Genomic DNA, 23,319 nt, shown 5'->3' on the forward strand with positions numbered 1-23,319 from the left:
ACCGGTATCGGTTAAGCAAATTTCGAACTGAAAATGCGACTAATGGGGGTTTTGCATATAACGGCACAGTCATGGACGATGCCGGATAGATAACAATAACCAGAGCCGCAAGCATGCCACTGCACGACCGCCCCATCGGTGAGCGCATCGAAGCGCTGCTCGCCCTTTCCCGCGAACACGCCGACACTTTCTGCAGCTCCTCGGCCTGGCTGGCCCGTGAGCGCTACCTGGCCAACCATCCCACGCGAATTCTGGTCATGAAATGCATGGATGGACGCATCCACCTGCCCCATGCCACCCGCACGCCGCTGGGCATCATCACTCCGTTCCGCAACCTCGGCGGCATCTTCCACCTTGGCTGGCCTTACCTCGGCGAGATGCTCACCGATGCCGTCGACGACGCCATTCAGGCCGGCAGCGGTGTGCTGCTGAACATCAGCTACCATTTCTCCCGCGGCGAGCGGCTGCGTGGCTGCGCCGGTTTCGCCTGCGACACGGATGCCGCCCTGGCACAGGCTCACGAGATACGTCGCCAGGCTGAACGCATCTTCGGCCGCGATCATCGCCACGTCTACCCGCTGGTCTGCGGGTTCGAAACCGACACCGATGCGCTCATCGTGCACGGCACCGGCGACTCCCTCCTCGACATCAGCGCACTCGCACCCGATGCCGAAGGCGAGCTGGAACCTCGCCTCGCCGGCCTATGCCCCGACATGCCTGGCGATATCCGTCGCGACCTGCTGCCACTGCTGAAGGGCAACCTGCAACACGTCGACTCGCTGCGTGGCACCGCCCGCGAGCTCGACATCGAGCATCGCGAGTGGGTGATCTGCGTCGGTCGCGGCTTCGACTTCCTGCACCTGCCCAACACTGCGCTGATCGTCGGCCCCTACAGTCCCGACCTGTCCGAACCCATCGGCACCGCGGCGGCAATCATCGACGGCAACATGAAGGCAGGCCGCATTCCGGACGACGGTTTCCTGCTGCTGGCCTCGACGCCCTATGAGGCGGTCGGCGTGGACCGCGCCCGCGCCGAATTGAAGTCGTGCTTCCTTGCCGAGTTCGCCGCCCAGGTCATCGCCAGGGAACACCCCGGGCTGGCGAACCGCATGACGTCGCGCACCGCTGTCGTGCATTGGCCCAGCCGCAGGCTGGAACTCCTCGATCACGCTTGACCGGAGCGCAACGATGACGCTGCTGAAGAGCTTGCTGCTACCACCCGCGCTCAACGTGCTGCTGGTACTGCTGGGGCTATGGCTCAGCCCCAAGCGTTTCCTCGGCGCCCTGCTGATCATGCTGGGGCTGTTCGGCCTAGTGCTGCTCGCCACGCCGATGGCCAGCCATACGCTGCGCCAGGGGTTGGAACCCTACGCATCTCCCGCACGCTCCCAACTGGAGCGCGCCGAGGCGATCGTCATCCTGGGTGGCGGGCGAGACTACCAGGCTCCCGAGTTCGGCTGGGGCGACGCGCCGGCGAATCCCACCTGGCGCCGCCTGGCCTATGGTGCGCACCTGCATCGCCAGAGCGAGTTGCCGATCCTGGTGAGCGGCGGTCGTGTCCATGGCGAGGAGTTTGCAGAGGCGAGCCTGATGGCCGCTGCGCTGCGCGACGTCTTCGTCGTGCCAGTTCGCTGGCTGGAAGGCGAGAGCCGCAGCACCGCCGAGAATGCCCGCTTCAGCGCCGAAATGCTGCGTGCCGATGGCATAGAACGGATAGCCCTGGTCTCGCAGGCCTGGCACCTGCCGCGAGCCGTGGCGGAGTTCGAGGCCCAGGGCATGGAGGTGATCCCCGCGCCCACCGAGTTCACCAGCCCACCGCCCGAGGGGCTGTCGGCCTGGCTGCCACGCGCCTACCACCTCAACCAGAGCACGCGTGCCCTGAACGAGTGGCTGGGGCGTGCCGGCCAGTCGCTTCACCAACTGCTGCCATAGCTGCTGCCTGCCGCACGGGACGCAAGCGGAGGTCGCGTCAAGCCGGCGCTGTCTCGCACTGTGGTGCCCCGGCGTCCGGCTCCCCGGCCCAGTGCTGCAACCTGGCGACGAGCTGCTGCGGCCAATCGCGGTCGTTGTCCACCTGAGCGTGTACGCGACTGAGTTCCAGCCTGGCCACGTCGACGTCATGGCAGGCCCACAGCGCATCGCCTTGGGTAGCGGCGAGTATCCCATCCGCAGGAAAGCCATGATCCATCGGCGCGTAGAGGGTCGCCTCGCCGGTGTTGACGTCGAGCGCCGGGCTCCATGGCGCCTCACCGGCGGTCACCGCCTGGGCCACGAAGAAGCGATTCTCGAGCGCGCGTGCCAGGCAGCCAATTCTCACCCGAGTCGCGCCGGCAGCGGTATCGGTACAGCTGGGCACCAGCAACAGGCGGATGCCCGCCTCGAACTGGGCACGTACCGGCAGCGGGAACTCCACGTCATAGCAGACCGCGATGCCGACCCGGTGGCCATCGCAGTCGAAACCCGACAGCGCATTGCCCGGTTCGATGATGCCGCTCTGCTTCTCGTAGCCGGTCAGTTGCAGCTTGTCCTGCCAGCCATGAACGCCGTCCGGGGCGAACCAGTCGGCCCGGTTGCGGTAGCGGCCACCGCCCACGTCGAGCAGGAAGGTCCCGGGCACCAGGTACATGTCGAGTTCCCGCGCCAGGCCTCCGTAGAGTTCACTCCAGGCACCACGCCATGCCTGGAGCCCGGCCAGCGACGCCTTCAGGTCGCCGCGCGCTTCGGCGGAGAAACTGGCCGCAAGCTCCAGGCTGAGGTATTCGGGCAACACCGCGATTCGGGCGCCCAGCTCACGCGCCTGCCTCAGACAGGTTTCCTGGCGCCGGGCGAAATCATCGAAGCTTGCCGGCATGCCGATGGGATATTTGGCCACGGCCACGCGCATCGCTATTCCTCCTCCCCCTGTTTCCGGACCTGGTTGGCCTACGCCTGGGCCACCTGACGCAGCCACTCCTCCAGGTTGTAGTAGTTGGTCACGCGGGTGATCCGGCCATTTGCCACTTCGAAGAAGGCGCCGCCGGGCAGCACGTAGCGCTGCCCCTTGGCCGGCGGCAGCCCCTCGTCGGTGGCACGGTACTCGCCGTGAACGACGTATTCCGCGGCGACTCGTCGTCCGTCGGCGGCTGGCATGAGCACGACGTCTTCCAGTCGCTCCACGTAGCTGCGATCCATGCGTGCCAGAAACTGACGAAAGGCGTCACGCCCCGTCTCCCGCGGCCCCTGGTTCAGGTCGTGGGCCACTTCGGGATCGAGACAAGCGAGCATGGCGTCCCAGTCGCCACGGTTGAAGGCATCGTAGTACCGCTGGATCAGTTGCACGCTACCGGACATGAACAGGCTCTCCTGACTGGGTTCGAGGGGCGAAAGTGTAAACGCCCCGGCCCGACAGCGTTAGCCTGTCACCCTGCATTTGACCATTGCTGTACAGCAATGGCCGGTTGGCGCGTGAGCCGCTTCAGAATCCCAGCTGCTCGAGACGATCGGCGAGCGCTTCGAGGGCCGGAAGACCCAGCACGTCGCTCGGCAGCAGCGGCAGTCGCAGCCGTGGCAGGTGCGCGAGCTGCTCGTCGATGCGCGCCAGGTAGCTGGCTTCCTGCTCACGCCTGGCACGCAGGAACTCACCGTCGGCATCGGCGGGAATCACCCGGTTGACCACGGCGCCGGCCACCGGCACCTTGGCCGCTTCGAGCGCCTGCACGGCCCGCACCGTCTCGAGAATCGGCAGCCGCTCGGGGGTCATCACGAACAGGAAGCCGGTTTCTTCGGCGTTCTCGATGCGGCGCCGGGCACGGTGGAACAGCCGGCGGCGCTCGATCAGCGTCCGTGCCACGCCGCGAGTACGCTCGTCGAGATCGCTCAGCGGATCCTCGCGGGGATCGTCGAAGGGCGTGGCCACGTCGCGGCCGCGCCTGGGCGTCAGGTGCGAGAGCACCTTGCCCAGTTCCTCGGACTTGCGATTGTGCGCCAGCAGGCCATCGGTCCAGGCCGCCATGGCTTCGGGCAGGGTCAGCAGGCGCAGGGTATGACCCGTCGGCGCGGTATCGAAGATCACCAGGTCATAGGGCGCGGCATCGTCAGTGACGATGCGCGACAGCCGCTCCAGCAGGGCGGCTTCCTGGGTACCCGGCGACTGTCGCGTCAGGTGCATCTGGCGCTCCAGCTCGGCCATCATCTCCGGCGCGGCATAGCGGCGCATCTGCTCGGTCACCCGGGTCAGGTGCGCCTCGACCTCGGCGTCCGGGTCGATCTCCATGGCGTCCAGGTTGGGCAGCAGACGCCGCGGTGCATCGTTCAGCACACGGTCGAACGCGTCACCGAGGCTGTGGGCCGGGTCGGTGGAGACGACCAGTACGCGGCTGTCGCGGCGCGCGGCCAGCACGGCCAGCGAGGCGGCCACCGTGGTCTTGCCCACGCCGCCCTTGCCGCCCACCCAGACCAGGCGTTTGTCGAGTAACTCTTTCATATTACTTCCAAGGCATCGAGAGTTGGCGGCAGCTCAGGAGAGCTCCCTCGCAGCTCACTGGAGCGCAGCACTTTGTCCGTGTCACTAACAGCATCGGAAATGGTCCAGCGGCGAGCGCTCCATGCCCATGCGCCGGTGCCAGTCGTGGAAGCGCTCCAGCAGTAGCGGCTGAAGCTCCAGGGTGTAGTACGCAGCCGGGTTGGGCACGCCCATCATCTCGGAGAACACCAGCAGCATGAACAGGTCGTCCTCGTCGCGCCGGGCACGGGCGATAGCGCCGCGATAGCGGGCGCTGTAGAACTCTTCGGCGACGAACCGGGCCTGGCTCAGCCAGGCCCGAAGCCGCTCGCGACGAGAATCCGGAGTGTCACTGTCGTCGCTCATGGGCTGCCTCCTCGTTTCACTCCTGCCTGGCCACTTCCGCCCGCGAACGCTTCAGCGCCGAGGCGCACTCCATGGCCACGAGGATCGCGGCGATCAACACCACGATATCCACCAACAGCAGGAAGTAGTTGCCCTCGTTGAAGAAGGTGCGCAGTTGGATGAGCAGCGCTGCGATGGTCATCACCAGCAGGAAGCACAGCGGCGCCAGGGTGTACCACATCGGCCGGCGCAGGCGCACCAGCATCACCGTCACCACCAGCAGGGTCAGGCCTGCCAGCAGCTGGTTGGTCGTGCCGAACAGCGGCCAGATGATCATGCCGCCAGTACCGCTCGCACCACCGGCGCCAAAGGCGAGCAGCAGGCAACTGCCCACGGCCAGCAGGGTGGCGGGCACGTTCCTGTTCATCCACTTGAGCTGATAGATTTCGCCCCACTCCTGGAAGATGTAGCGCTGCAGGCGCAGGCCGGTATCCATTGTCGTACCGGCGAACAGGGCCGCCATCACGGTAAGCAGCGTCGCCGCGGTGGCCTCGGGCAAGCCCAGGCCGTTATGGATGATGAACGCACCGCCCTCGACGAAGGCATTGACGCCGCCGGCACCGAACGCTGTATAGACCGCCTGCCAGTCGGCGAAGGTGGCAAAGCCGGCCGTGGCGGCCAGGATGGCCGCGAGTGCCAGCATGCCCTCGCCCACCGCGCCGAAATAGCCGACGAAGCGGGCGTCGGTCTCCTTGTTCAGCTGCTTCGAGGTCGTGCCGGACGAGACCAGGCCGTGGAAACCGGAAATCGCGCCGCAGGCGATGGTGACGAACAGCAGCGGCAGCATCGACGGCGTGCCGGCCGGCAGCTCGCCGTTGACCATCGGCGCCACCACGGTGGGGTTGAGCAGCAGGACGGCGCCGTAGAGCACGATCAGGCCGATGAACAGCTGCAGGCCGTTGATGTAGTCGCGCGGCTGCAGCAACACCCAGACCGGCAGCATGGAGGCGATCGCCGCATAGCCGAAAAGGATCAGGATCCACACCGCGTTGCCGGAGAAGCCAGCCACCTCGGCCGGCATCTGGATCGGCACCGAGGGGCCGACAAGGATCAGCGCATAGAGCGCGATGACGCCGAGGATCGACACCACCGGCAGGCTGAGGATGCGCCGATAGATCAGCTGGCCGATGATCAGTGCCACGAGGATAGCGCCCCACACCGGCACCACGGCGCTGGAGAAGTTCATCATCAATCCTGCGATGACCACGGCGAACACGGCGTTGACCATCAGCAGGACGAGGAAGATGACGATCATGAAGATGCTGCGGGCACGCGCTCCGACCACATCGCCGGTCAAGGCGCCGACCGACTTGGCCTTGTTGCGCACGCTGGCCCAGATGGCGCCGGAGTCGTGCACGCCGGCAAAGAACACGGTGCCGAGCACGACCCACAGGAAGGCCGGCAGCCAGCCCCAGATGACCGCGATGGCCGGCCCGACGATGGGCGCGGCGCCGGCCACCGAGGTGAAGTGATGTCCCCACAGGACATAGCGGTTGGTCGGCACGAAGTCGACGCCATCCTCGTATTCGTGGGCGGGCGTCTGGAAGTCGGGGTCGAGGCGGTAGATCCTGGTGGCGATGAAACGCGAGTAGAGGAAGTATCCCGCGGCCATCCCCGCAAGACCGAGAACCAGCAGGACGATAGCACTCATTCTGGTCAGCTCCTTTGTGAGGAAGGTTCCTTTTCTTTCCTGACGCTTCGCCCGTGATGCGAAGCGAGAGTTCCGGCAGCGCGCGTGGCCCTGCCCGGCAAGGATGAGCAGAGGATAGTGACAAGTCCACTTTTCGGCCTGACCGGCCGGCCTTTTGCCGCTAAAGTCGTAGCCACTGCCTCGGGACCGGTGATCGACGGCCGGCTTGTTCCAAGGTCTTACAGCCCCCGGGGGAGAGGGCGCGTTACGCTGCGGTAGAAGCCAGCCCAGGACGACGAGACCTTCCATGCCAGAGACTCTGCTGCAACTCGCCATGGCCGGCGCCTTCGGTGCCTTCGTCGGCCTGCTGTTTCGCGTGACGCGCCGGCCAGGCCAGGCGCGCGCCTTCACCTTCACCCTGGTGGGCCTGGCTGCCGGCATCACCGCCTACCTGATCTTCTATCTTCTGACCCGCACCACCGGCGCCCCTGCCTGGCTGCTGCCCCTGCTGGTGCTGCTGCAGGTGTGGCTGTGGCTCGGCCCGCTGGGGCCGAAGTGGCGGCGACTCGGGAAGAACGGCGACGAGCCGCGCTGATTGCCGGTTGTCGCCTCCCTTTCCCCAGGCGGCCACCCTGCGCTGCGGGCGCCTTCTGCCAAGGTCGTCTTTGCCGCCCCTGTCAGGCGCACTAGACTGACAATCAACAAGATACAACGACGCTTCAAGGAGTCATGCATGGCCAAGGTGCTGGTGGTGGACGATGAGCCCAACATCGTCCTGTCGCTGGAGTTCCTGATGCAGCAGGCCGGATTCGAGGTGGAGACGGCCGAGGATGGCGAAGGTGCCCTGGCCAAGGTCGAGCAGTACGCCCCCGACCTGATCCTGCTCGACATCAGCCTGCCCGACATCAGCGGCTTCGACGTGCTGGAGCAACTGCGCCAGGACGACCGCCATTCCCGCTTGCCCATCATCATGCTCACCGCTCACGGTCGCGAGGTGGAACGGGAAAAGGGCCTGGCCCTGGGCGCCGACGACTACGTGACCAAGCCCTTCTCGACCCAGGCTCTGGTCGAGAAAGTGAAGGCCCTGCTGGCCGAGGATGCCAGATGAAGGGAGGCAAGCTGCCCAAGCGCCAGCGCCTGATCGGCTTGTGGCTGTTGCTCAGCGGCATCAGCCTGCTGGGTGGCGCCATCTTCGCCGCCTGGCTCGACAGCCTGTTCCAGCCCCAGGGGGTCGCCCGCCTGATGCTGTGGCTCGGCTGCTTCTCCGGGGGCGGAACCATCTTCCTGCTCGGCCTGCTGCTAGAGCGCATGCTGTTCACCCCGCTGCGCCATCTGCAGGTGCAACTGGCCCGCCTGGTGGCCAACCCCGATGCCCGCGAGGACTATCCACCCGAGGGCTGGCTGCGCGGCCTGGGTCCGGACCTGGTGCGAGTACGGGAGGCCTGGCGCAGCGACCGCCAGCGCCTGGCTACCGCCCATGCCGAGGGTGCACGCAGTGCGGCACGCATTCGCCAGGAGCTCGAGACGCTGCTGCAGGTTCTCGACATGCCACTGCTGCTGTGCGATCACCATCGGCGGCTGCTGCTGTTCAACCAGGCCGCCGAGAAGCTGTTCGAGAAGCATACCGGGCTTGGGCTCGGCAAACGCCTGGATGCCCTGCTGCCGATATCGAGCCTGCAGGATGCACTGAGCCAGCTGCCGCAGGACGGCTCCCCGCGCGAGCTGCTGATCCCCTGCGACGAGCGCTGGCTGCACACCGTGATGCGCCGGGTGCCGCAGAGCAATGGCGAGACCCTGCTGACCCTGACCGATGCCACCGCCGCCTGGACCAGCGAGATGGGGGCGCGTGCCGGCCTGGCGCAGCATATGGCGCCGCTGCGCCGGCATGGCGCCAGCCTGGCCAGCGCCGCCGAAGCGCTGGGTAGCGTACGCCACGCCAGGCACATCGACGACACGCTGCGCCGGCGCCTGGAGGCAGTGATCGACGAGGAGAGTCGCGCCCTGGGCAGCGAGATCGAGAATCTCGGTCGCCTGATCGAGGACATGCAGCAGCAGGGCGAGCGCCTGGTGCCACTGTGGTCCAACGACCTGTGGCAATCGCTTAACGAACGGCTCGGCGACAGCCCCATCGAGGTCCTGCCCATCGGCATGCCCGCCTGGTTCAAGGGCGATGCCCCGGCGCTGCTGGTCCTGCTCGTGACGCTGCTGGTGCGATTGAGCAAGCATGCCGACACCACGTACTTCGAAGGCGAGATCCTGCTCGGTAACCGCCGCGTCTACCTCGACTTGATCTGGCCCGGCAAGCCACTGCCGCAGCGGGAACTCGCGGCCTGGTGCGAGCAGCGACTCGACGCCTTGCCGCTCTCTCCGCGGGTCGGCGACCTGCTGCGTCAACATGCCAGCGACGCCTGGAGCCTGGCCGACAGCGATGGACGGCACGCTCGCCTGCGCCTGCCGTTGCCCGCCATGGATCGCGTCGGGGCGCCGCCCAGCCAGCTGCCGCCACGGCCCGAGTTCCATGACTTCGGCATCGCCGACTTGCCGCCACCGGATGCCGAGCTGGCCCGACGCCCACTGAAGGCGCTGGAGATCGTGGCCTTCGACACCGAGACCACCGGGCTCGAGCTGCGCCGCGGCGATACCGTCATCAGCATCGGCGCCTGCCGCATCGTCAACGGCCGGCTTTTGGCCAGCGACACCTTCGACGTACGGGTCGACCCCGGCAGGCCGATACCGCCGGCCAGCACCGCGATTCATGGCATCACCGACAGCGAGGTGGCCGGCGCCCCGCCGCTGCCGGTCATCCTGCCGCGCTTCCGCGACTACATCGGCGATGCCGTGATCCTGGCCCACAACGCCGCCTTCGACCTGCTGGCCCTGCAGCCCACCGACAGCGGCACGACCCTGGACATGCCGGTACTCGATACGCTGCTGCTCTCCCGAGCTCTCGACGAGAGCCTGGACGGGCACGACCTGGATACCCTCGCCGAGCGCTACGATCTCAGCTTCCCCCCGGGCACCCGTCATACGGCGATCGGGGATGCGCGGGTCACCGCGGAGCTGTGGCTGGCACTGCTGCCGCGCCTCGAGGCCCGCGGCATCGAGACCCTGGAGCAGGCACTGGCGCTGCAGGCCACCGCCTTGGACCGAGAGGACGCCTGCACATGAACGCCTCCGGCCCCCAGGCCCGGCTGGCCGGCTTGATCGGCCTGGCCGCCCTGCTCTTCTCGCCACCGCTGGTCCTGATCTTCGATCGACCGCCCGCCGCCGGGCTCTCCTGGCTGCCACTCTACCTGTTCGTGGCCTGGCTGCTGGTCATCGCGCTGGCCGCCTGGCTGATGGAGCATCGGCAGGAGGAAGGCTGACGCGATGAGAACCGATCCGGTGGTGCTGACGGTCGCCTTCGGCTACCTGGCGCTGCTGTTCGTGATCGCCGCCTGGGGCGACCGGCGTGCCGAACAGGGCCGCTCGGTGATCGGCTCGCCCACCGTCTACGCCTTGTCGATCGCCGTCTATTGCACCGCCTGGACCTTCTACGGCAGCGTGGGGCGGGCGGTGGTGTACGGCCCCAGCTTCCTGCTGATCTATCTGGGCCCGACGCTGGCCATGCTGATGGCCCCGCTGCTGATTCGCAAGATGGTGCGCATCGCCAGCACCCAGCGCATCACCTCCATTGCCGACTTCATCAGCGCTCGCTACGGCAAGAGTTCCAGCCTCGGCGCGCTGGTGGCGCTGATCGCGCTGATCGGCATCACGCCCTATATCGCCCTGCAGCTCAAGGCGATCACCCTCAGCCATGCGGTGCTGGTCAACTACCCGGAAGCGGCCGAGTTTCGCCTCGCCGAGGAGAGCTTCTGGACCGACAAGTCGTTCTGGGTGGCGCTGGTGCTGGCCGTGTTCATCATCCTGTTCGGCACGCGGCACCTGGATGCCAGCGAACGCCACGAGGGCATGGTGGCGGCCATCGCCTTCGAATCGCTGGTCAAGCTGGTGGCCTTTCTCACCGTTGGCGTCTTCGTCACCTTCGTGCTGTTCAACGGACCCGGGGACCTGTTTCGCCAGGTGGCCGACTCGCCCGAGCTGGCCGGCGCCCTGAGCCTCGACGCAGTGCCGGGCGGCGCCATCGGCTGGGTCGGTACCCTGGTGCTCGCCTTTCTCGCCTTCCTCACCCTGCCGCGCCAGTTCCAGGTACTGGTGGTGGAGAACGTCGACGAGCGTCACCTCAGGCGCGCCAGCTGGCTGTTCCCGCTCTATCTGGTGGCGATCAACCTGTTCGTGATCCCCATCGCCATGGCCGGCCTGCTGCTGCCGATGGGCAACGGCGACCCCGACAGCTTCGTGCTCACCCTGCCGCTCTCCGCCGGCACCGAAGGCATCCCGCTGCTGGTCTTCATCGGCGGGCTGTCGGCGGCCACCGGCATGGTGATCGTCGAGACCATCGCGCTCTCCACCATGGTCAGCAACCAGCTGATGATGCCGCTGCTGCTGCGCTCCAAGCGCTTGCACCTGAGCTCCCAAGGGGAGCTGGCCGGCTGGCTGCTGGGCATCCGCCGCGTGGCGATCGTGCTGATCCTGCTGCTGGGCTACCTCTACCACGCCCTGATCGGCGACTCCTACAGCCTGGTGACCATCGGCCTGGTATCGTTCGTCGGCGCGGCCCAGTTCGCCCCGGCCATGCTGATCGGCATGTACTGGCGCGGCGCGACCCGGGCCGGCGCGACCCTGGGCCTGCTGGCCGGCTTCCTCACCTGGTGCTACACGCTGCTGCTGCCGGGCTTCGCCCAGTCGGGTTGGCTCGACGCCACCTTCCTCCAGCAGGGCCCGCTGGGTCTGGCCTGGCTGCGCCCCTATGCGCTGTTCGGCCTCGAGGGGTTCGACATCTACAGCCACGCCCTGCTGTGGTGCCTGCTGGCCAATGTCGGGCTGCTGGTCGGGGTCTCGCTGTTCACCCGCCAGACCCCGGTGGAGCAGACCCAGGCGGCGCTGTTCACCGAAGCCATGAACCCAGGACTTCAGCACACCTCGCTATGGCGCGGCCAGACCACCCGCGGCGAGCTCAAGAGCCTGCTCAACCGCTACCTGGGCGCCGGCTCCACGGCGCGCATCCTGTCCACCCCTCAGGGCAGCCAGGACGACGAGGCCCCCGCCCCGCCGGCCTTGATCGCTCGCGCCGAGCAGGCGCTGTCGGGGGCGCTGGGCAGCGCCTCGGCGCGCGTGCTGATCAATTCGGTGGTACGCGGCGAAGCGCTGGACCTGGAGTCGATCCTCAGCATTCTCGACACCACTTCGCAGACGCTGGAGTACAACCGCCGCCTGGAGCAGAAATCCAACGAGCTGGCGCGCATCGGCGAGGAGCTGCGCGCGGCCAACGAACGCCTGCGCGAACTCGACCGGCTCAAGGACGAATTCGTCGCCATGGTCAGTCACGAACTGAGAACGCCGCTCACCTCGATCCGTGCCTTCGCTGAGATCCTGCGCGACAACCGCGAGCTGCCGGAGGAGAAGCGCATCCACTTCCTCGAGGTGGTGGTGCTCGAGAGCCAGCGGCTGTCGCGGCTGATCGAGGAGATCCTCGACCTCGCACGCCTGGAAAGTGGGCGCCTGACGCTCAACCCCCAGCGGCTCGACCTGGTGGCCCTGGTCCGCCACAGCGTGGATGCGGTGCACCGGCTACAGGAGGACCGCGGCGTCACGCTGGAGATCGACCTGGCGCTCGACGAGGCGCCGGTCGTCGGCGACCCCGATCGCCTGGAGCAGGTGATCATCAACCTGCTCGACAATGCCGGCAAGTTCGCCGCCGACGACGACCCGCGCGTGCGCCTTCACCTGGCCCGGCACAAGCAGAGCTTCAGGCTGAGCGTCGAGGACAACGGCCCGGGCATTGCGCCTGACGAGCGTGAGCGGGTCTTCGAGAAGTTCCACCAGGTCAAGCGCTATGGCGCCACCAGCGGCAAGGCGCGCGGCCGCCCCCGCGGCAGCGGTCTGGGCCTGCCGATCAGCCGCGGCATCGTCGCCCACCTGGGCGGGCGGCTGTGGGTCGACGAGGCGCCGACGCTGGAAGGGGCTTGCCTGGTGATGGAGCTGCCCGAGGCGTCGACGATGGCCGGGCCTACGGTGATTCGTACTGAAGCTCAATGATACCCGGGCCGCCTTGCAGCGAGCTCAGACGGTACCAACGTTTCGGGCCACCCTGACCAGGCCGCGAATTACCTGCATGTCGTGGCGCAGCAGCAGGCGCTGGTCGTCCTCGAGCCTGGCGACGTCGATCCAGCCATCGGCCGCCCCGCCCGCCTTCAGGCTGGCCAGCTGCGCCGTCAGAAGCCGCTCTTGCAGGCGATCCAGGGCCGCTATCCCCGCCCGGGCCTGACCCGCCGAGAGCGCCTCCTTGAGCACCAGCGCCGACAGCCGGCGGCGCGTATCGGGCACCCCCACGGCGTGGCGCAGCGCCAGCAGGCGGACGGCATTGACCAGTGGCAGCAGGCCCTGACGCTTGAGGTCGAGGGCGTTCACGTGCGGCGCCTCCTCGCTGCTGCCGGCGAGCCGGCCGAAACGATCCAGCGCCACCGGCAGCTCGTCGAGCAGTTGCGCCATCTCGTCCAGGAACAGCCCCGCGCGAGGCATGAGCCGTGCGACGTGATCGGCCAGCGCCTCGGCGAGACCGACGTCGCCGAAGACCGGGTAAAAGTCGAGCAGGATGTTGCTCTGCTGGACGCGCTTCACCCGGCGGTCGCGGGTCCACAGCGTGAGCTGCTCGCGCCATTCCGGTAGGCGTTTGCGCCACATCGGCCAGCGCGCCATGACATGGCCGTGGCACAGTGGAATGCCGGCCTCGTCGAGTCGCGTGGTGAAGCGCTCCCCCAGCGCCTGGAAGAAGCCGTCGATCTCGGTATGGCGAGCGTCCGGGTAGTCGGCCACGATCATGGCATTGTCCTGATCGGGACCGAGCAGGCTCTCGTGGCGACCGGCGGAACCCAGCGTCAGCACGCAGAAGGCCACCGGCGGCCTGCCCCAGCCCTGTGCCAGCATCTCGTCGAGGGAAAGCTGGATGGCGCGACGATAGAGCTGGTCGTTGTGGTCGCTGATCAGTTGGCTGATGCGCCAGGCCGGCAGGTCGAGCCGCTGCAGGGCCTCGACCAACCGCGGCTGCCAGGCATGGGCGGCCGCCAGGTCGGGATTCGGCCCCAGTTCGTCCACCGCCTCGTACAGCGGGGCCAGCAGGCCGTCCGGTGCCGGCAGGTCGTTGCCGGCGAAGAGCTCTCGCCAGGGCGAGGCCCGATGCAGCACGCGCATATCGTCTCCCATCGCACACACGTCAGGCAGTGTAGCGAGCGAGCGTCAGCATGGCACTTGGGCCAAGGGATGAGCCCTCCCTCGGCAGGCGTGGCAGCGGATTCAGCGCGGCTGGAACATGTCGTCGCCGACCTGGTCGATGTAGCGCTGCGCCTTGCTCACCATCAACTGATCACAGGCATCGCGGCCCGGCACCAGGTCGGAACGCTCGAAGCGGTGCTCCAGGGTCTCGCCATTCTCCCCCGGCTTGCGAATCCAACCGCTCACGCGGTACTGGCCGCCCTGCTCGGCCGGCTCGGAGACGATCTGGTAGCCGTGGTACTCGACCGGCTCGGCGGCCTTGGCATTCCCCGGCTTGGCGTCACCGCCGCTTCCGAACAACCCGCCCAATAGTTTCTTCAGCATTGTTCTCTCCTACAGCTCTTCCCTACGAATTCTTCCCCTGCGAGGGCTTTCAATGCGAACCCACCAAACGAGAACGCCGGCCACTGGCCGGCGCGTCTCGCAGAGAATCGACAGACGATCAGCTCTGCTGGCGACCCTTCCCCGCGGCAATCCGCAACCGCAGGGCGTTGAGCTTGATGAAGCCCTCGGCATCCTTCTGATTGTAGGCGCCGGCGTCGTCCTCGAAGGTGGCGATGGACTCGTCGAACAGCGACTGCTCCGACTTGCGGCCCACCACGGTGGCGCTGCCCTTGTAGAGCTTCATGCGCACCACCCCGGAGACGTTCTTCTGGGTCTCGTCGATGGCGGCCTGCAGCATGCGCCGCTCGGGGCTCCACCAGTAGCCGTTGTAGATCACCTTGGCGTACTTCGGCATCAGTTCGTCCTTGAGGTGCGCTTCCTCGCGGTCGAGGGTGATCGACTCGATGGCGCGGTGGGCGCGCAGCATGATGGTGCCCCCCGGGGTCTCGTAGCAGCCGCGGGACTTCATGCCGACGTAGCGGTTCTCGACGATGTCGAGACGGCCGATGCCGTTGTCGCCGCCCAGCTTGTTGAGGGTCTCGAGCACCTCGTGGGGCCTCATCGGCTTGCCATCGATGGCGACGATGTCGCCACGCTCATAGGTCAGCTCGACGTAGGTGGGCTGGTCGGGAGCGGCTTCCGGCGACACGCTCCAGCGCCACATGTCCTCCTCGGCCTCGGCCCAGGGATCCTCGAGAATGCCGCCCTCGTAGGAGATGTGCAGCAGGTTGGCGTCCATCGAGTACGGCGATTTTTTCTTGCTCTTGGAGAAGTCGACGGGGATGTCGTGCTGCTCGCAGTAGGCCATCAGCTTCTCGCGGGAGGTGAGGTCCCACTCGCGCCACGGCGCGATCACCTTGACCCCGGGTTTCAGCGCGTAGGCGCCCATCTCGAAGCGCACCTGGTCGTTGCCCTTCCCGGTGGCACCGTGGGAAATGGCGTCGGCGCCGGTCTCGTTGGCGATCTCGATCAGGCGCTTGGCGATCAGCGGGCGAGCAATGGAGGTGCCCAGCAGGTACTCGCCCTCGTAGATGGTATTGGCGCGGAACATCGGATAGACGTAGTCGCGCACGAACTCCTCGCGCAGGTCCTCGATGTAGATCTCTTTCACGCCCAGGGCCTGGGCCTTGGCGCGCGCGGGTTCGACTTCCTCGCCCTGACCGATGTCGGCGGTGAAGGTCACCACTTCGCAGCTGTAGGTCTCCTGCAACCACTTGACGATGACGGACGTGTCCAGGCCGCCGGAATAGGCAAGCACGACCTTCTTGACATCGGACATTCGGGGGCTCCTCTGAGGTAAACGACGCAAGGCGCCCAGTATAGCGTGGCTGCCGCCCGGCGAATACCGGCGGCGGGACGTATCGCGGCCAAGCTGTTAGACTTTTCGCCCATGAGAGTCGGCCTGGCCGCGGCGGTTGCCGCTGGCAAGGAGCCGTCCCCGACAACGACAGAGAGAGGCACGTGATGAGGAGAGGCGCATGAGCGAGGCGATCACTCGCGAGATGATGGCGCAGCGGTTTCGCAGTTTCCTGCCGGTGGTGGTCGATCTGGAAACCGGAGGGTTCAGCGCGGAGCGCGACGCCATTCTCGAAATCGCCGCCGTGACGCTGACCATGGACTCCGAAGGCAACCTGATGCCCGACGCGACCTACGCATACCATGTGCAACCCTTCACCGGGGCCAACGTCGAGCAGTCGGCGCTCGATTTCACCGGCATCAAGCTCGACGACCCGCTACGCCAGCGCGTAGCACTCTCCGAGGCAGAGGCGCTGGGCGAGATCTTTCGTCCGGTGCGCAAGGCGATCAAGGCCTATGGCTGCACCCGCGCCATACTGGTGGGCCACAACGCCGCCTTCGATCATGGTTTCCTCAATGCCGCGGTCAATCGCTGCGGTATCAAGCGCAATCCCTTCCACCCCTTTTCGAGCTTCGACACCGCCAGCCTGGCGGGCCTGGTCTACGGCCAGACGGTCCTCGCCCGCGCCTGCCGCGCGGCGGGCATCCCCTTCGACAATCAGGAAGCCCACTCGGCACGCTACGATACCGAACGTACCGCGGAGCTGTTCTGTGCCATCGTCAACCGCTACAAGGATCTGGGTGGCTGGGCGCTGGCGCAGCGCGAACAGGGCCTCGAAGACATCTAGTCGAGCACTGTCGAATGCCGGCGAGGCCCTGCCGGGCCCGGCTCAATGCCGGGTGCCGGTGTCCTGCTCCCAGCCGGCGGGCAGGTCGAGGTCGTCCTCGCCTGGCGCACCGCCAACCCCCGGCTTGTCGATGATCTGCACGGTGCTGGCGTGCAGCCCCTCCTCGCCCTCGTCGGGCTCGAAGCGCACCCGGGTGCCCACGGTCAGGCGCTTGAAGTCGTCGTGCAGCACCGAGTTCCTGTGAAAGTAGAACTCTTCGCCGCTGAGGCTCTTGAGAAAGCCGTAGCCATCCTTCTCGAACAGGCGCACCACCGTCGCCACCGGCGGAATCGGCTCGTCGTTGTGCTGCTTGACCTTGCCATCGCGCTTCGCCGTCTGCTTCTTGAGCTGCTTCTCCATCGCCTCGAAGGCGTTGCGAATGATCGGGCGCAGCTGGACCTGGGGGTCGGTGACCTTGTCGCTCTTTTCGGCCACGAGTTCGCCCTTGGCGGGTAGCGACACCTCGACCAGGGCGCGATACGGGTTGCCCGTCTTGTGGGGGTTCTGGGTCTGTTCGATGGTGACACGGCAGGAGACGATGTCGCGGCTGAATTGCTCGAGCTTGGCCACGCGCGACCTGACGTACTCGTCGATCCATGCGGAGCGTGATACGTGCTGGTAGGTGATCTCCAAGGGTGTCTGCATCTCTCCTCCCTGGCAGTGCATGCCTGAATCCGTTTCGGCCTTTCGGCTTCAGCGTGGTCATGCCCGCGGGGGATTTCAAACCCGTTGCTTCGTCATTTGGTTTCCCAACGTATCAGGCCCGTGGCGGCGGTCTGGAATCGACAAGGCCCGCGAAGCGGAGCTCGCGGGCCTTGTCGGGGCGTCGTGCGGAAGCGGATCAGGCTTCGCCGCCCTCCTCCTTGGCCTTGGCGCGTGCCGCCGCGTCCTTGATCAGCTTCTCCAGCTCACCGCTCTGGTACAGCTCGCCGACGATGTCGCAGCCGCCCACCAGCTCGCCTTCCACCCACAGCTGGGGAAACGTCGGCCAGTTGGCATACTTCGGCAGCTCGGCGCGAATGTCCGGGTTGTCGAGCACGTTGACGAAGGCGAAGCGCTCGCCGCAGGACATCAGGGCCTGAACGGTCTGGGCAGAGAAGCCACACTGGGGCAGCTGGGGCGTGCCCTTCATGTAGATCAGGATGGGATTTTCGCTGATCTGGCGCTGGATATTCTCGAGGGTAGTGCTCATGTGCGCTCCAGGTTGGATCGTGAATGCCGAGGCTGCCGGGCCAATACCCAAGCACCACGCTCGGCCTTTCTCTCTTTGCCCTCATTCTACTGATGACGGGCGAATTGCGCATCCCCCGCCGGCTGGATAGGATGGTGGTTTTTTCGCGCGGAGAGATCGCCATGGCGACACGCCACTTCCTGACCCTGCTGGACCTGAGCCCCGAAGAGCTGCACTACCTCGTCCAGCGCGCCATCACGATCAAGAACCGTCTGCGTGCCCAGGGGCCGAGCTACGCCCCGTTCGCCAACCGCACGCTGGCGATGATCTTCGAGAAATCCTCGACGCGCACCCGAGTCTCGTTCGAAACGGCCATGGCTCACTTCGGCGGCCATGCGCTGTTCCTTTCGCCCAGGGATACCCAGCTCGGCCGCGGCGAGCCGATCGAGGATACCGCCCGGGTGCTGGCGGAGATGGTCGACATCGTGATGATCCGCACCTTCTCCCACGCAGGCCTCGAGACCTACGCCGCCGCCAGCGCGGTGCCGGTGATCAATGCGCTCTCCGACGACTACCACCCCTGCCAGCTGCTGGCCGACGTGATGACCTGGACCGAGCTGCGCGGCAGCGTGCGCGGACGCACGGCGGTGTGGATCGGCGACGGCAACAACATGTGCCATTCGTGGATCAACGCCGCGCGCCAGTTCGACTTCCAGCTGCGCGTATGCTGCCCCGAGGGCTACGAGCCGCGCCAGGACATCCTCGCCGCCGCCGGCGATCGGGTCACGCTGCTGCGCGACCCGAACGAGGCCGTCGTCGGCGCCGACCTGGTGACGACCGATGTCTGGGCCTCGATGGGCCAGGAGGAGGAGCAGGCCAAGCGCGAAGCCGATTTCGCCGGCTTCCAGGTCAGCGAGGCCATGCTGGACCGTGCCAAGCCCGACGTGCTGTTCCTGCATTGCCTGCCCGCCCATCGCGGCGAGGAGATCAGCGAGACTCTGCTCGACGACCCGCGAGCCGTGGTCTGGCAGGAGGCCGGCAACCGCCTGCACGCCCAGAAGGCACTGATCGAGTTCCTGCTGCTGGGCCGGGTCGACCACTGAGGCCCGCCCAAGGCTCGTTCTAGCTGCCGCCCACCGCCTGCTGATGCAGCAACAGCTCGACGCGGCGGTTGGCGGCCCGCCCTTCGGGCGTCGCGTTGCTGACCAGGGGGCGCGTCTCGGCATAGCCCACCGCGCGCAGCCGCTCGGCCGGCAGGCCCTGGTCGGCCAGATAGCGCAACACGGCGATGGCGCGCCCCGAGGAGAGCTCCCAGTTCGACGGGAAGCGGGAGCTGGCGATGGGGATGCTGTCGGTGTGCCCCTCCACGGAGATCTCTCCCTCGAAGGAGACGAGGATGTCGCGCAGCCGGCTCAGCACCTCGCGCCCTTGCCCCGTAAGGACGGCCTGGCCGCTGTCGAACAGCAGATTGTCGTCGATGCGCAGGGTGATGCCCTGCTGCCCCTCGGTCACGCTCACCCCTTCGATCTCGAGCCCGGGGAAACGCGGCTCTAGGCCATCGTGGCGCGGCTTGAGCCCCGTCCCCGCCACCATGCGGGCGGCGGCTTCGGCCTGCGGCGTCACCCGTGCCGATGTCTCGCCGCCCTGGCGGCTGCCCTCGATGGCCTGGCCGTTGCCGGCCAGCGAGAGCAGCAGCACGAACAACGTGATCAGCAGCGTCAGCACGTCCAGATAGCTCACCAGCCAGCCCTCCCCCTCGCCGACTTCGACGGCGGGAGGATGCAGCACGTCGCGCGTGCTGCGATCAAGCATTCTGCGCCTCCCCATCGGGGGCTTCGCGCTTGGTCACTTCGGGGTCGCGGATCTCGTCGTGGTAGTTGGCGACGAAGGAGTTGAGTGTCTCTTCGATGAAGGACGGCAGACGACGCTTGGTGATCAGCGAGATGCCCTCGAGCACCATGTTCATGGCGATCAGGCGCTCCTCGGTGCGTCGCTCGAGCTTCACGGCGATCGGCTTGAACACCAGGTTGGCCAGCAGGATGCCATAGAAGGTCGTCAGCAACGCCACCGCCATGCGCGGGCCGATGACGTGCAGGTCGCCCGACTCCATCACCTCGAGCATATTGACCAGCCCGACCAGGGTGCCGATCATGCCGAAGGCCGGGGCATAGGTGGCCATGGTGCGGAAGATCTGCGCTTCGGCATGCTCGCGCGCCTTGAGCCGGGCGATGCGCCAGCGCAGCAGGTCGAAGATCTCCTCCTCCTTGGTATTGGCGATGACCAGCTGGATGCCGGTGCGCAGGAAAGGATTGCGCGCTTTCTCCAGTGCCGCCTCGACGGCCCGCACGTCGCCCTTGAACCACAGCCGCGAGATGTCCACCAGTTCCTTGATGTCGTCGCGCATGTAGGTGTTCTCCCGGCGGAACACCAGGCCCACCAGGCGCACTACCCGCAGGACTTCCCTCAGCGGATAGCTGATGAAGGTGGCCGCCATGGTCCCGGCCAGCACGATGGCCAGGCCCGGCAGGTTGATGAAGCTCTGCGGCGACTCGGCGGTAAAGAACAGCACGCTGACCAGCAGCACGATGCTGGCAAACATGCCGATGATGGTTGAAGGGTTCATGCAAGCTCCTGAAAAGGCGGGGCATCGAGCCTAGTGAAAAATATCGGCCATGGGCGTGGCCACTTTAGCCACGAAGGGGAAAGGCCGGCACCGGGTTGACCCAGGTCAAACTTTTCGCCCCCTGCTAAAGTTTCGGCAATCGCCGCCGATACGATAGCCATGAGATCCTTGTCGGCACCAGGCCCTTCGGTCGGGCCTGCCGAGGGCGGCACAGGGGGTTGGCCCTCGCCTGGCCAACGAGCGATTCCGGCGGCGGCCAGGACGCCTCCGTGAGCACCCCGTTGGCCAGCCGCGACCAGACAGGAGTAGCCATGCAACGATGCGCCGAGAGGGAAGGATGCTGCGAACGCTGTGAGGGGCCGCTGCCGTTCGCTTTTACCATGGCCTTCCAACCCATCGTCGACCTTGCCTCGGCCAGCATCACCACCTACGAGGCGCTGGTGAGAGGGCCGGCTGGCGAATCGGCGGCCAGCATCCTGGACCAGGTCACGCCTCGGCTGCTGTATCGCTTCGACCAGGCATGCCGAATCCGCGCCATCCAGCTCGCCAGCCGTCTCGGCATGCGCGAGAGCCTGTCGATCAACTTCCTGCCCAACGCGGTCTACGAGCCCACGGCCTGCATCCAGGCGACGCTGGCGATTTCCGAACAGGTCGGCTGGCCGGCCGAGCGGCTGGTCTTCGAGGTCACAGAGATCGAAAGGGTGCAGGGCCAGCATTTGCGCAACATCATCGAGGCCTATCGCAACATGGGCTTCAAGACCGCGCTGGATGACTTCGGCAACGGCTTCGCCAACCTCGACCTGCTGGTGGAACTCGAGCCCGACCGGCTCAAGATCGACCGCGCGCTGGTGATGCACTGCGACAGCGATACGCGCCGCCAGGCCATCCTGCGTGCCGTCGTCACGCTGGCGCGGGAACTGGATGTCGACCTGGTGGCTGAAGGCGTGGAGACCCGTGCCGAGGCCTTGTGGCTTGCACGAGGCGGCATTACCCAGCAGCAAGGCTTCTTCTATGCCCGCCCCGGCCTCGAGGCATTGACCCACGGCCTCGAGCCGACGCTCGCGACGTTGCAACGGGCCATCTAGAGTAAGCGGTTCGAACACGTTCATGTCAGCCTGAAACTTGAGAAATTTCCGAGTGCATCGCACTCAGCACGGAGCCAAGCAGCATGCCTGAGCCAAGGGACCCCGATCCTTTCACCGTCGCGCTTCAGCCAATTCACGATGCCAGCCATCATCACGTCGCGGATCGCCTGGTCTACACCCGGCACACCGACAGCGAAACCGAGGACGTCATGGCCGCCACCGCCAGGGCGCTGGCCAGCGCCGTCTATGAACTTGGCGATGGCGGCCTGCTGGGCGACAGGACACTGTTCGTCGACCTGCCGCTGGAGTGGCTCGAGCGCCCCGAACTGCTGCCTACGCCGGCCCCGCGCCTGGCGCTGGGCATGGCCGGGGCGCACACGGTCACCGCCGAACTGCTCGCACGCCTGGACGATATCCGCGAACGCGGCTACCGGGTCATCGTATCGTCCCGCCTGCTGAAGCAGGACCCCGAGGCCATGCTCGACCGCTGCGACATCATCGCGCTCACCTCGCCGCGGGACCTCGACGATGCGACCCTGGAGCGGCTCCCGGGGCGCAACGTCAAGCTGCTGGTCGAGAACCTCGACAGCCGCGAAGAGCTGGAGCGCTACCAGGCGATGGGCTGCGATTACTATCACGGCCACTACCTCGCTAAACCCAGCTTCATCGCCTCGGCTCCGCGGGGCCGCCATGGCAACCGTGCCGCCCAGATCCGCCTGATTCGTGCCCTCTACGAGGACAACCAGGACCTCAACCGCCTCCACGAACTGGTCGTGCAGGTACCCCACCTGCACGTGGCCATCCTGCGCCGGGCCAACTCGAGCTATTTCCACCGCGGCGGCAAGGAGGTCGACCTGCATCGCGCGGTCCAGCTCCTGGGGCTCATCGAGCTTCGCCGGTTGATCCTGACGCTGACGCTCGCCAGCCTGCAGCCCACGTCGCGCATCGTGTTGCGCATGGCGCTGATCCGCGCCTTCATGTGCCGCAACCTGGCGGCCCCCTTCCCCACCCTCGACTCCGAGGATGCCTTCACCACCGGCCTGTTCTCGATGATGGATGCCCTGCTGGAGGAGGACCGCAACACCCTGCTCGAACACCTGCCGCTCGGGCAGCCGATCATCGAGGCCCTCAAGCACCGGAGCGGCCCCCTCGGTGCCGTGCTGACCCTGTGCGAGAATCACGAGCGCCAGATCGAGGAAGCCATCGATGACGTGCCCGCCGACCAGCTTCATGCCTGCTACATGAATGCGCTGGAGAGCACCAAGGCGCTGATGGAAAATCTTTAATCGTGTTCTGCCAGGCGCGCCCGCAGACGGCTCACCGCCTGGCTGTGCAACTGGCAGACCCGAGATTCGGTCACGCCCAGCACGACGCCGATCTCCTTGAGGTTGAGCTCCTCCTGGTAGTACAGCGCCATCAGCAGCTTTTCGCGCTCGGGAAGCGCCTCGATGCCCTCGGCGAGTTGCCGGCGCTTCTCCTCGTCGATGAGCATGCGGTAGGGCGTGTCGATCGAGGCGTCCTCGATCCCGGGCTCGACCCCTTCGGCCATCAGCGCCTCGAAGGGAAGCAGGTGCCCGCTGTTGGTATCGCTGAGCAGTTGGCGATACTCCTCCAGCCCCATGTCGAGTTCACCGGCGATCTCGGTCTCCTCGGCGGGGCGTCCCAGCGACTGCTCCAGACGCCGCACCGCCTCGTCGACCGCCCGGGCGTTGCGCCTGACGCTGCGTGGCAGCCAGTCCCGGCTGCGCAGCTCATCGAGCATGGCGCCGCGAATGCGCTGGCTGGCGAAGGTGGCAAAGCTGGCCCCCTGGCTCGCATCGAAGCGGCCCATGGCCTCGAGCAGCCCCACCGTACCGGCCTGAATCAGGTCGTCGAGTTCGATGCTCGACGGTAGCCGAACCTGCATGGAAAGCGCCTGGCGCCTCACCAGCGGCAGGTACTCATCCAGCAGGTCCGCCTGTTCGATCTTGCCTCGTGCTGTGTACAT

General features: G+C 66.7%; 24 protein-coding genes. 11 read left to right on the forward strand and 13 right to left on the reverse strand.

What is annotated here, in order from left to right; all coding sequences use genetic code 11:
- Nucleotides 1–113: 113 nt before the first annotated feature.
- Nucleotides 114–1,175, forward strand: a complete 1,062-nt coding sequence (locus HNO51_RS11835) for a hypothetical protein (RefSeq protein WP_209537515.1) — start codon at nucleotides 114–116, stop codon at nucleotides 1,173–1,175.
- A 13-nt stretch (nucleotides 1,176–1,188) separates the two neighbouring features.
- Nucleotides 1,189–1,932: a YdcF family protein gene (locus tag HNO51_RS11840; RefSeq protein WP_209537516.1), complete on the forward strand. Its 744-nt coding sequence runs from the start codon at nucleotides 1,189–1,191 to the stop codon at nucleotides 1,930–1,932.
- Nucleotides 1,933–1,969: 37 nt separating this feature from the next.
- On the opposite strand, the gene HNO51_RS11845 is transcribed toward HNO51_RS11840, so the two are convergent.
- The 5 genes from HNO51_RS11845 to HNO51_RS11865 form a co-directional block, all read right to left on the reverse strand.
- A complete protein-coding gene (locus tag HNO51_RS11845) occupies nucleotides 1,970–2,884 on the reverse strand; it encodes a carbon-nitrogen hydrolase family protein (RefSeq protein WP_209537517.1) in 915 nt (304 codons plus the stop codon).
- 38 nt (nucleotides 2,885–2,922) lie between these two features.
- Nucleotides 2,923–3,330: a ketosteroid isomerase-related protein gene (locus tag HNO51_RS11850; protein ID WP_197447549.1), complete on the reverse strand. Its 408-nt coding sequence runs from the start codon at nucleotides 3,328–3,330 to the stop codon at nucleotides 2,923–2,925.
- A gap of 124 nt (nucleotides 3,331–3,454) precedes the next feature.
- A complete protein-coding gene (locus HNO51_RS11855) occupies nucleotides 3,455–4,462 on the reverse strand; it encodes an ArsA family ATPase (protein ID WP_197447550.1) in 1,008 nt (335 codons plus the stop codon).
- 84 nt (nucleotides 4,463–4,546) lie between these two features.
- A complete protein-coding gene (locus HNO51_RS11860) occupies nucleotides 4,547–4,846 on the reverse strand; it encodes a cory-CC-star protein (RefSeq protein WP_197447551.1) in 300 nt (99 codons plus the stop codon).
- 16 nt (nucleotides 4,847–4,862) lie between these two features.
- Nucleotides 4,863–6,536: a carbon starvation CstA family protein gene (locus HNO51_RS11865; RefSeq protein ID WP_197447552.1), complete on the reverse strand. Its 1,674-nt coding sequence runs from the start codon at nucleotides 6,534–6,536 to the stop codon at nucleotides 4,863–4,865.
- Nucleotides 6,537–6,822: 286 nt separating this feature from the next.
- Here HNO51_RS11865 and HNO51_RS11870 point away from each other — a divergent pair, with 286 nt between their 5' ends.
- The 5 genes from HNO51_RS11870 (at nucleotide 6,823) to HNO51_RS11890 (ending at nucleotide 12,653) form a co-directional block, all read left to right on the forward strand.
- Nucleotides 6,823–7,110, forward strand: coding sequence for a hypothetical protein (locus tag HNO51_RS11870; RefSeq protein WP_209537518.1), 288 nt, complete (start codon nucleotides 6,823–6,825; stop codon nucleotides 7,108–7,110).
- A gap of 138 nt (nucleotides 7,111–7,248) precedes the next feature.
- The gene (locus HNO51_RS11875) at nucleotides 7,249–7,623 is read left to right on the forward strand and encodes a response regulator transcription factor (protein WP_197447554.1); all 375 of its coding nucleotides are present in this window, start codon (nucleotides 7,249–7,251) and stop codon (nucleotides 7,621–7,623) included.
- A complete protein-coding gene (locus HNO51_RS11880) occupies nucleotides 7,620–9,683 on the forward strand; it encodes a 3'-5' exonuclease (RefSeq protein WP_197447555.1) in 2,064 nt (687 codons plus the stop codon). Before HNO51_RS11875 ends, HNO51_RS11880 begins: the two co-directional genes overlap by 4 nt.
- On the forward strand, nucleotides 9,680–9,880 hold the full coding sequence (locus HNO51_RS11885; RefSeq protein WP_197447556.1) for a hypothetical protein: 201 nt from the start codon (nucleotides 9,680–9,682) through the stop codon (nucleotides 9,878–9,880). The genes HNO51_RS11880 and HNO51_RS11885 overlap by 4 nt, the downstream gene beginning before the upstream one ends.
- Nucleotides 9,881–9,884: 4 nt before the next feature.
- Nucleotides 9,885–12,653: an ATP-binding protein gene (locus HNO51_RS11890; RefSeq protein ID WP_209537519.1), complete on the forward strand. Its 2,769-nt coding sequence runs from the start codon at nucleotides 9,885–9,887 to the stop codon at nucleotides 12,651–12,653.
- A 24-nt stretch (nucleotides 12,654–12,677) separates the two neighbouring features.
- Here the strand turns inward: HNO51_RS11890 and HNO51_RS11895 are convergent, their stop codons facing one another.
- The 3 genes from HNO51_RS11895 to HNO51_RS11905 form a co-directional block, all read right to left on the reverse strand.
- On the reverse strand, nucleotides 12,678–13,805 hold the full coding sequence (locus HNO51_RS11895; RefSeq protein WP_197447558.1) for a DUF294 nucleotidyltransferase-like domain-containing protein: 1,128 nt from the start codon (nucleotides 13,803–13,805) through the stop codon (nucleotides 12,678–12,680).
- 102 nt (nucleotides 13,806–13,907) lie between these two features.
- Entirely contained in the window at nucleotides 13,908–14,210 is a 303-nt protein-coding gene (locus HNO51_RS11900; protein ID WP_197447559.1) for an HlyU family transcriptional regulator, read from the reverse strand.
- A 118-nt stretch (nucleotides 14,211–14,328) separates the two neighbouring features.
- The gene (locus HNO51_RS11905) at nucleotides 14,329–15,549 is read right to left on the reverse strand and encodes an argininosuccinate synthase (protein WP_197447560.1); all 1,221 of its coding nucleotides are present in this window, start codon (nucleotides 15,547–15,549) and stop codon (nucleotides 14,329–14,331) included.
- 199 nt (nucleotides 15,550–15,748) lie between these two features.
- On the opposite strand from HNO51_RS11905, the gene rnt reads away from it, so the two are divergent.
- Entirely contained in the window at nucleotides 15,749–16,414 is a 666-nt protein-coding gene (gene rnt, locus HNO51_RS11910) for a ribonuclease T (RefSeq protein WP_197447561.1), read from the forward strand.
- Nucleotides 16,415–16,456: 42 nt separating this feature from the next.
- Here the strand turns inward: rnt and HNO51_RS11915 are convergent, their stop codons facing one another.
- Both HNO51_RS11915 and HNO51_RS11920 read right to left on the reverse strand, forming a co-directional pair.
- Nucleotides 16,457–17,098, reverse strand: coding sequence for an HPF/RaiA family ribosome-associated protein (locus HNO51_RS11915; RefSeq protein WP_197447562.1), 642 nt, complete (start codon nucleotides 17,096–17,098; stop codon nucleotides 16,457–16,459).
- 196 nt (nucleotides 17,099–17,294) lie between these two features.
- Nucleotides 17,295–17,645, reverse strand: coding sequence for a Grx4 family monothiol glutaredoxin (locus HNO51_RS11920; protein ID WP_197447563.1), 351 nt, complete (start codon nucleotides 17,643–17,645; stop codon nucleotides 17,295–17,297).
- Between the two features lie 161 nt (nucleotides 17,646–17,806).
- Here HNO51_RS11920 and argF point away from each other — a divergent pair, with 161 nt between their 5' ends.
- A complete protein-coding gene (gene argF, locus HNO51_RS11925) occupies nucleotides 17,807–18,727 on the forward strand; it encodes an ornithine carbamoyltransferase (protein WP_197447564.1) in 921 nt (306 codons plus the stop codon).
- Nucleotides 18,728–18,746: 19 nt separating this feature from the next.
- Here the strand turns inward: argF and HNO51_RS11930 are convergent, their stop codons facing one another.
- Nucleotides 18,747–19,436, reverse strand: a complete 690-nt coding sequence (locus tag HNO51_RS11930; RefSeq protein WP_209537520.1) for an OmpA/MotB family protein — start codon at nucleotides 19,434–19,436, stop codon at nucleotides 18,747–18,749.
- Nucleotides 19,429–20,247, reverse strand: coding sequence for a motility protein A (locus HNO51_RS11935; protein WP_197447566.1), 819 nt, complete (start codon nucleotides 20,245–20,247; stop codon nucleotides 19,429–19,431). The genes HNO51_RS11930 and HNO51_RS11935 overlap by 8 nt, the downstream gene beginning before the upstream one ends.
- A gap of 311 nt (nucleotides 20,248–20,558) precedes the next feature.
- On the opposite strand from HNO51_RS11935, the gene HNO51_RS11940 reads away from it, so the two are divergent.
- Nucleotides 20,559–21,332 carry an EAL domain-containing protein gene (locus HNO51_RS11940; RefSeq protein ID WP_209537521.1) on the forward strand — a complete coding sequence of 258 codons (774 nt, stop codon included), beginning with the start codon at nucleotides 20,559–20,561 and terminating at the stop codon, nucleotides 21,330–21,332.
- Nucleotides 21,333–21,415: 83 nt separating this feature from the next.
- Complete coding sequence (locus tag HNO51_RS11945) at nucleotides 21,416–22,618, forward strand: EAL and HDOD domain-containing protein (RefSeq protein ID WP_197447568.1); 1,203 nt, start codon at nucleotides 21,416–21,418, stop codon at nucleotides 22,616–22,618.
- Here the strand turns inward: HNO51_RS11945 and HNO51_RS11950 are convergent.
- On the reverse strand, nucleotides 22,615–23,319 hold the full coding sequence (locus tag HNO51_RS11950) for an RNA polymerase sigma factor FliA (RefSeq protein ID WP_197447569.1): 705 nt from the start codon (nucleotides 23,317–23,319) through the stop codon (nucleotides 22,615–22,617). The genes HNO51_RS11945 and HNO51_RS11950 overlap by 4 nt on opposite strands.

The sequence above is a fragment of the Billgrantia sulfidoxydans genome, from assembly GCF_017868775.1.
GTDB classification, from domain to species: Bacteria; Pseudomonadota; Gammaproteobacteria; order Pseudomonadales; family Halomonadaceae; genus Halomonas; species Halomonas sulfidoxydans.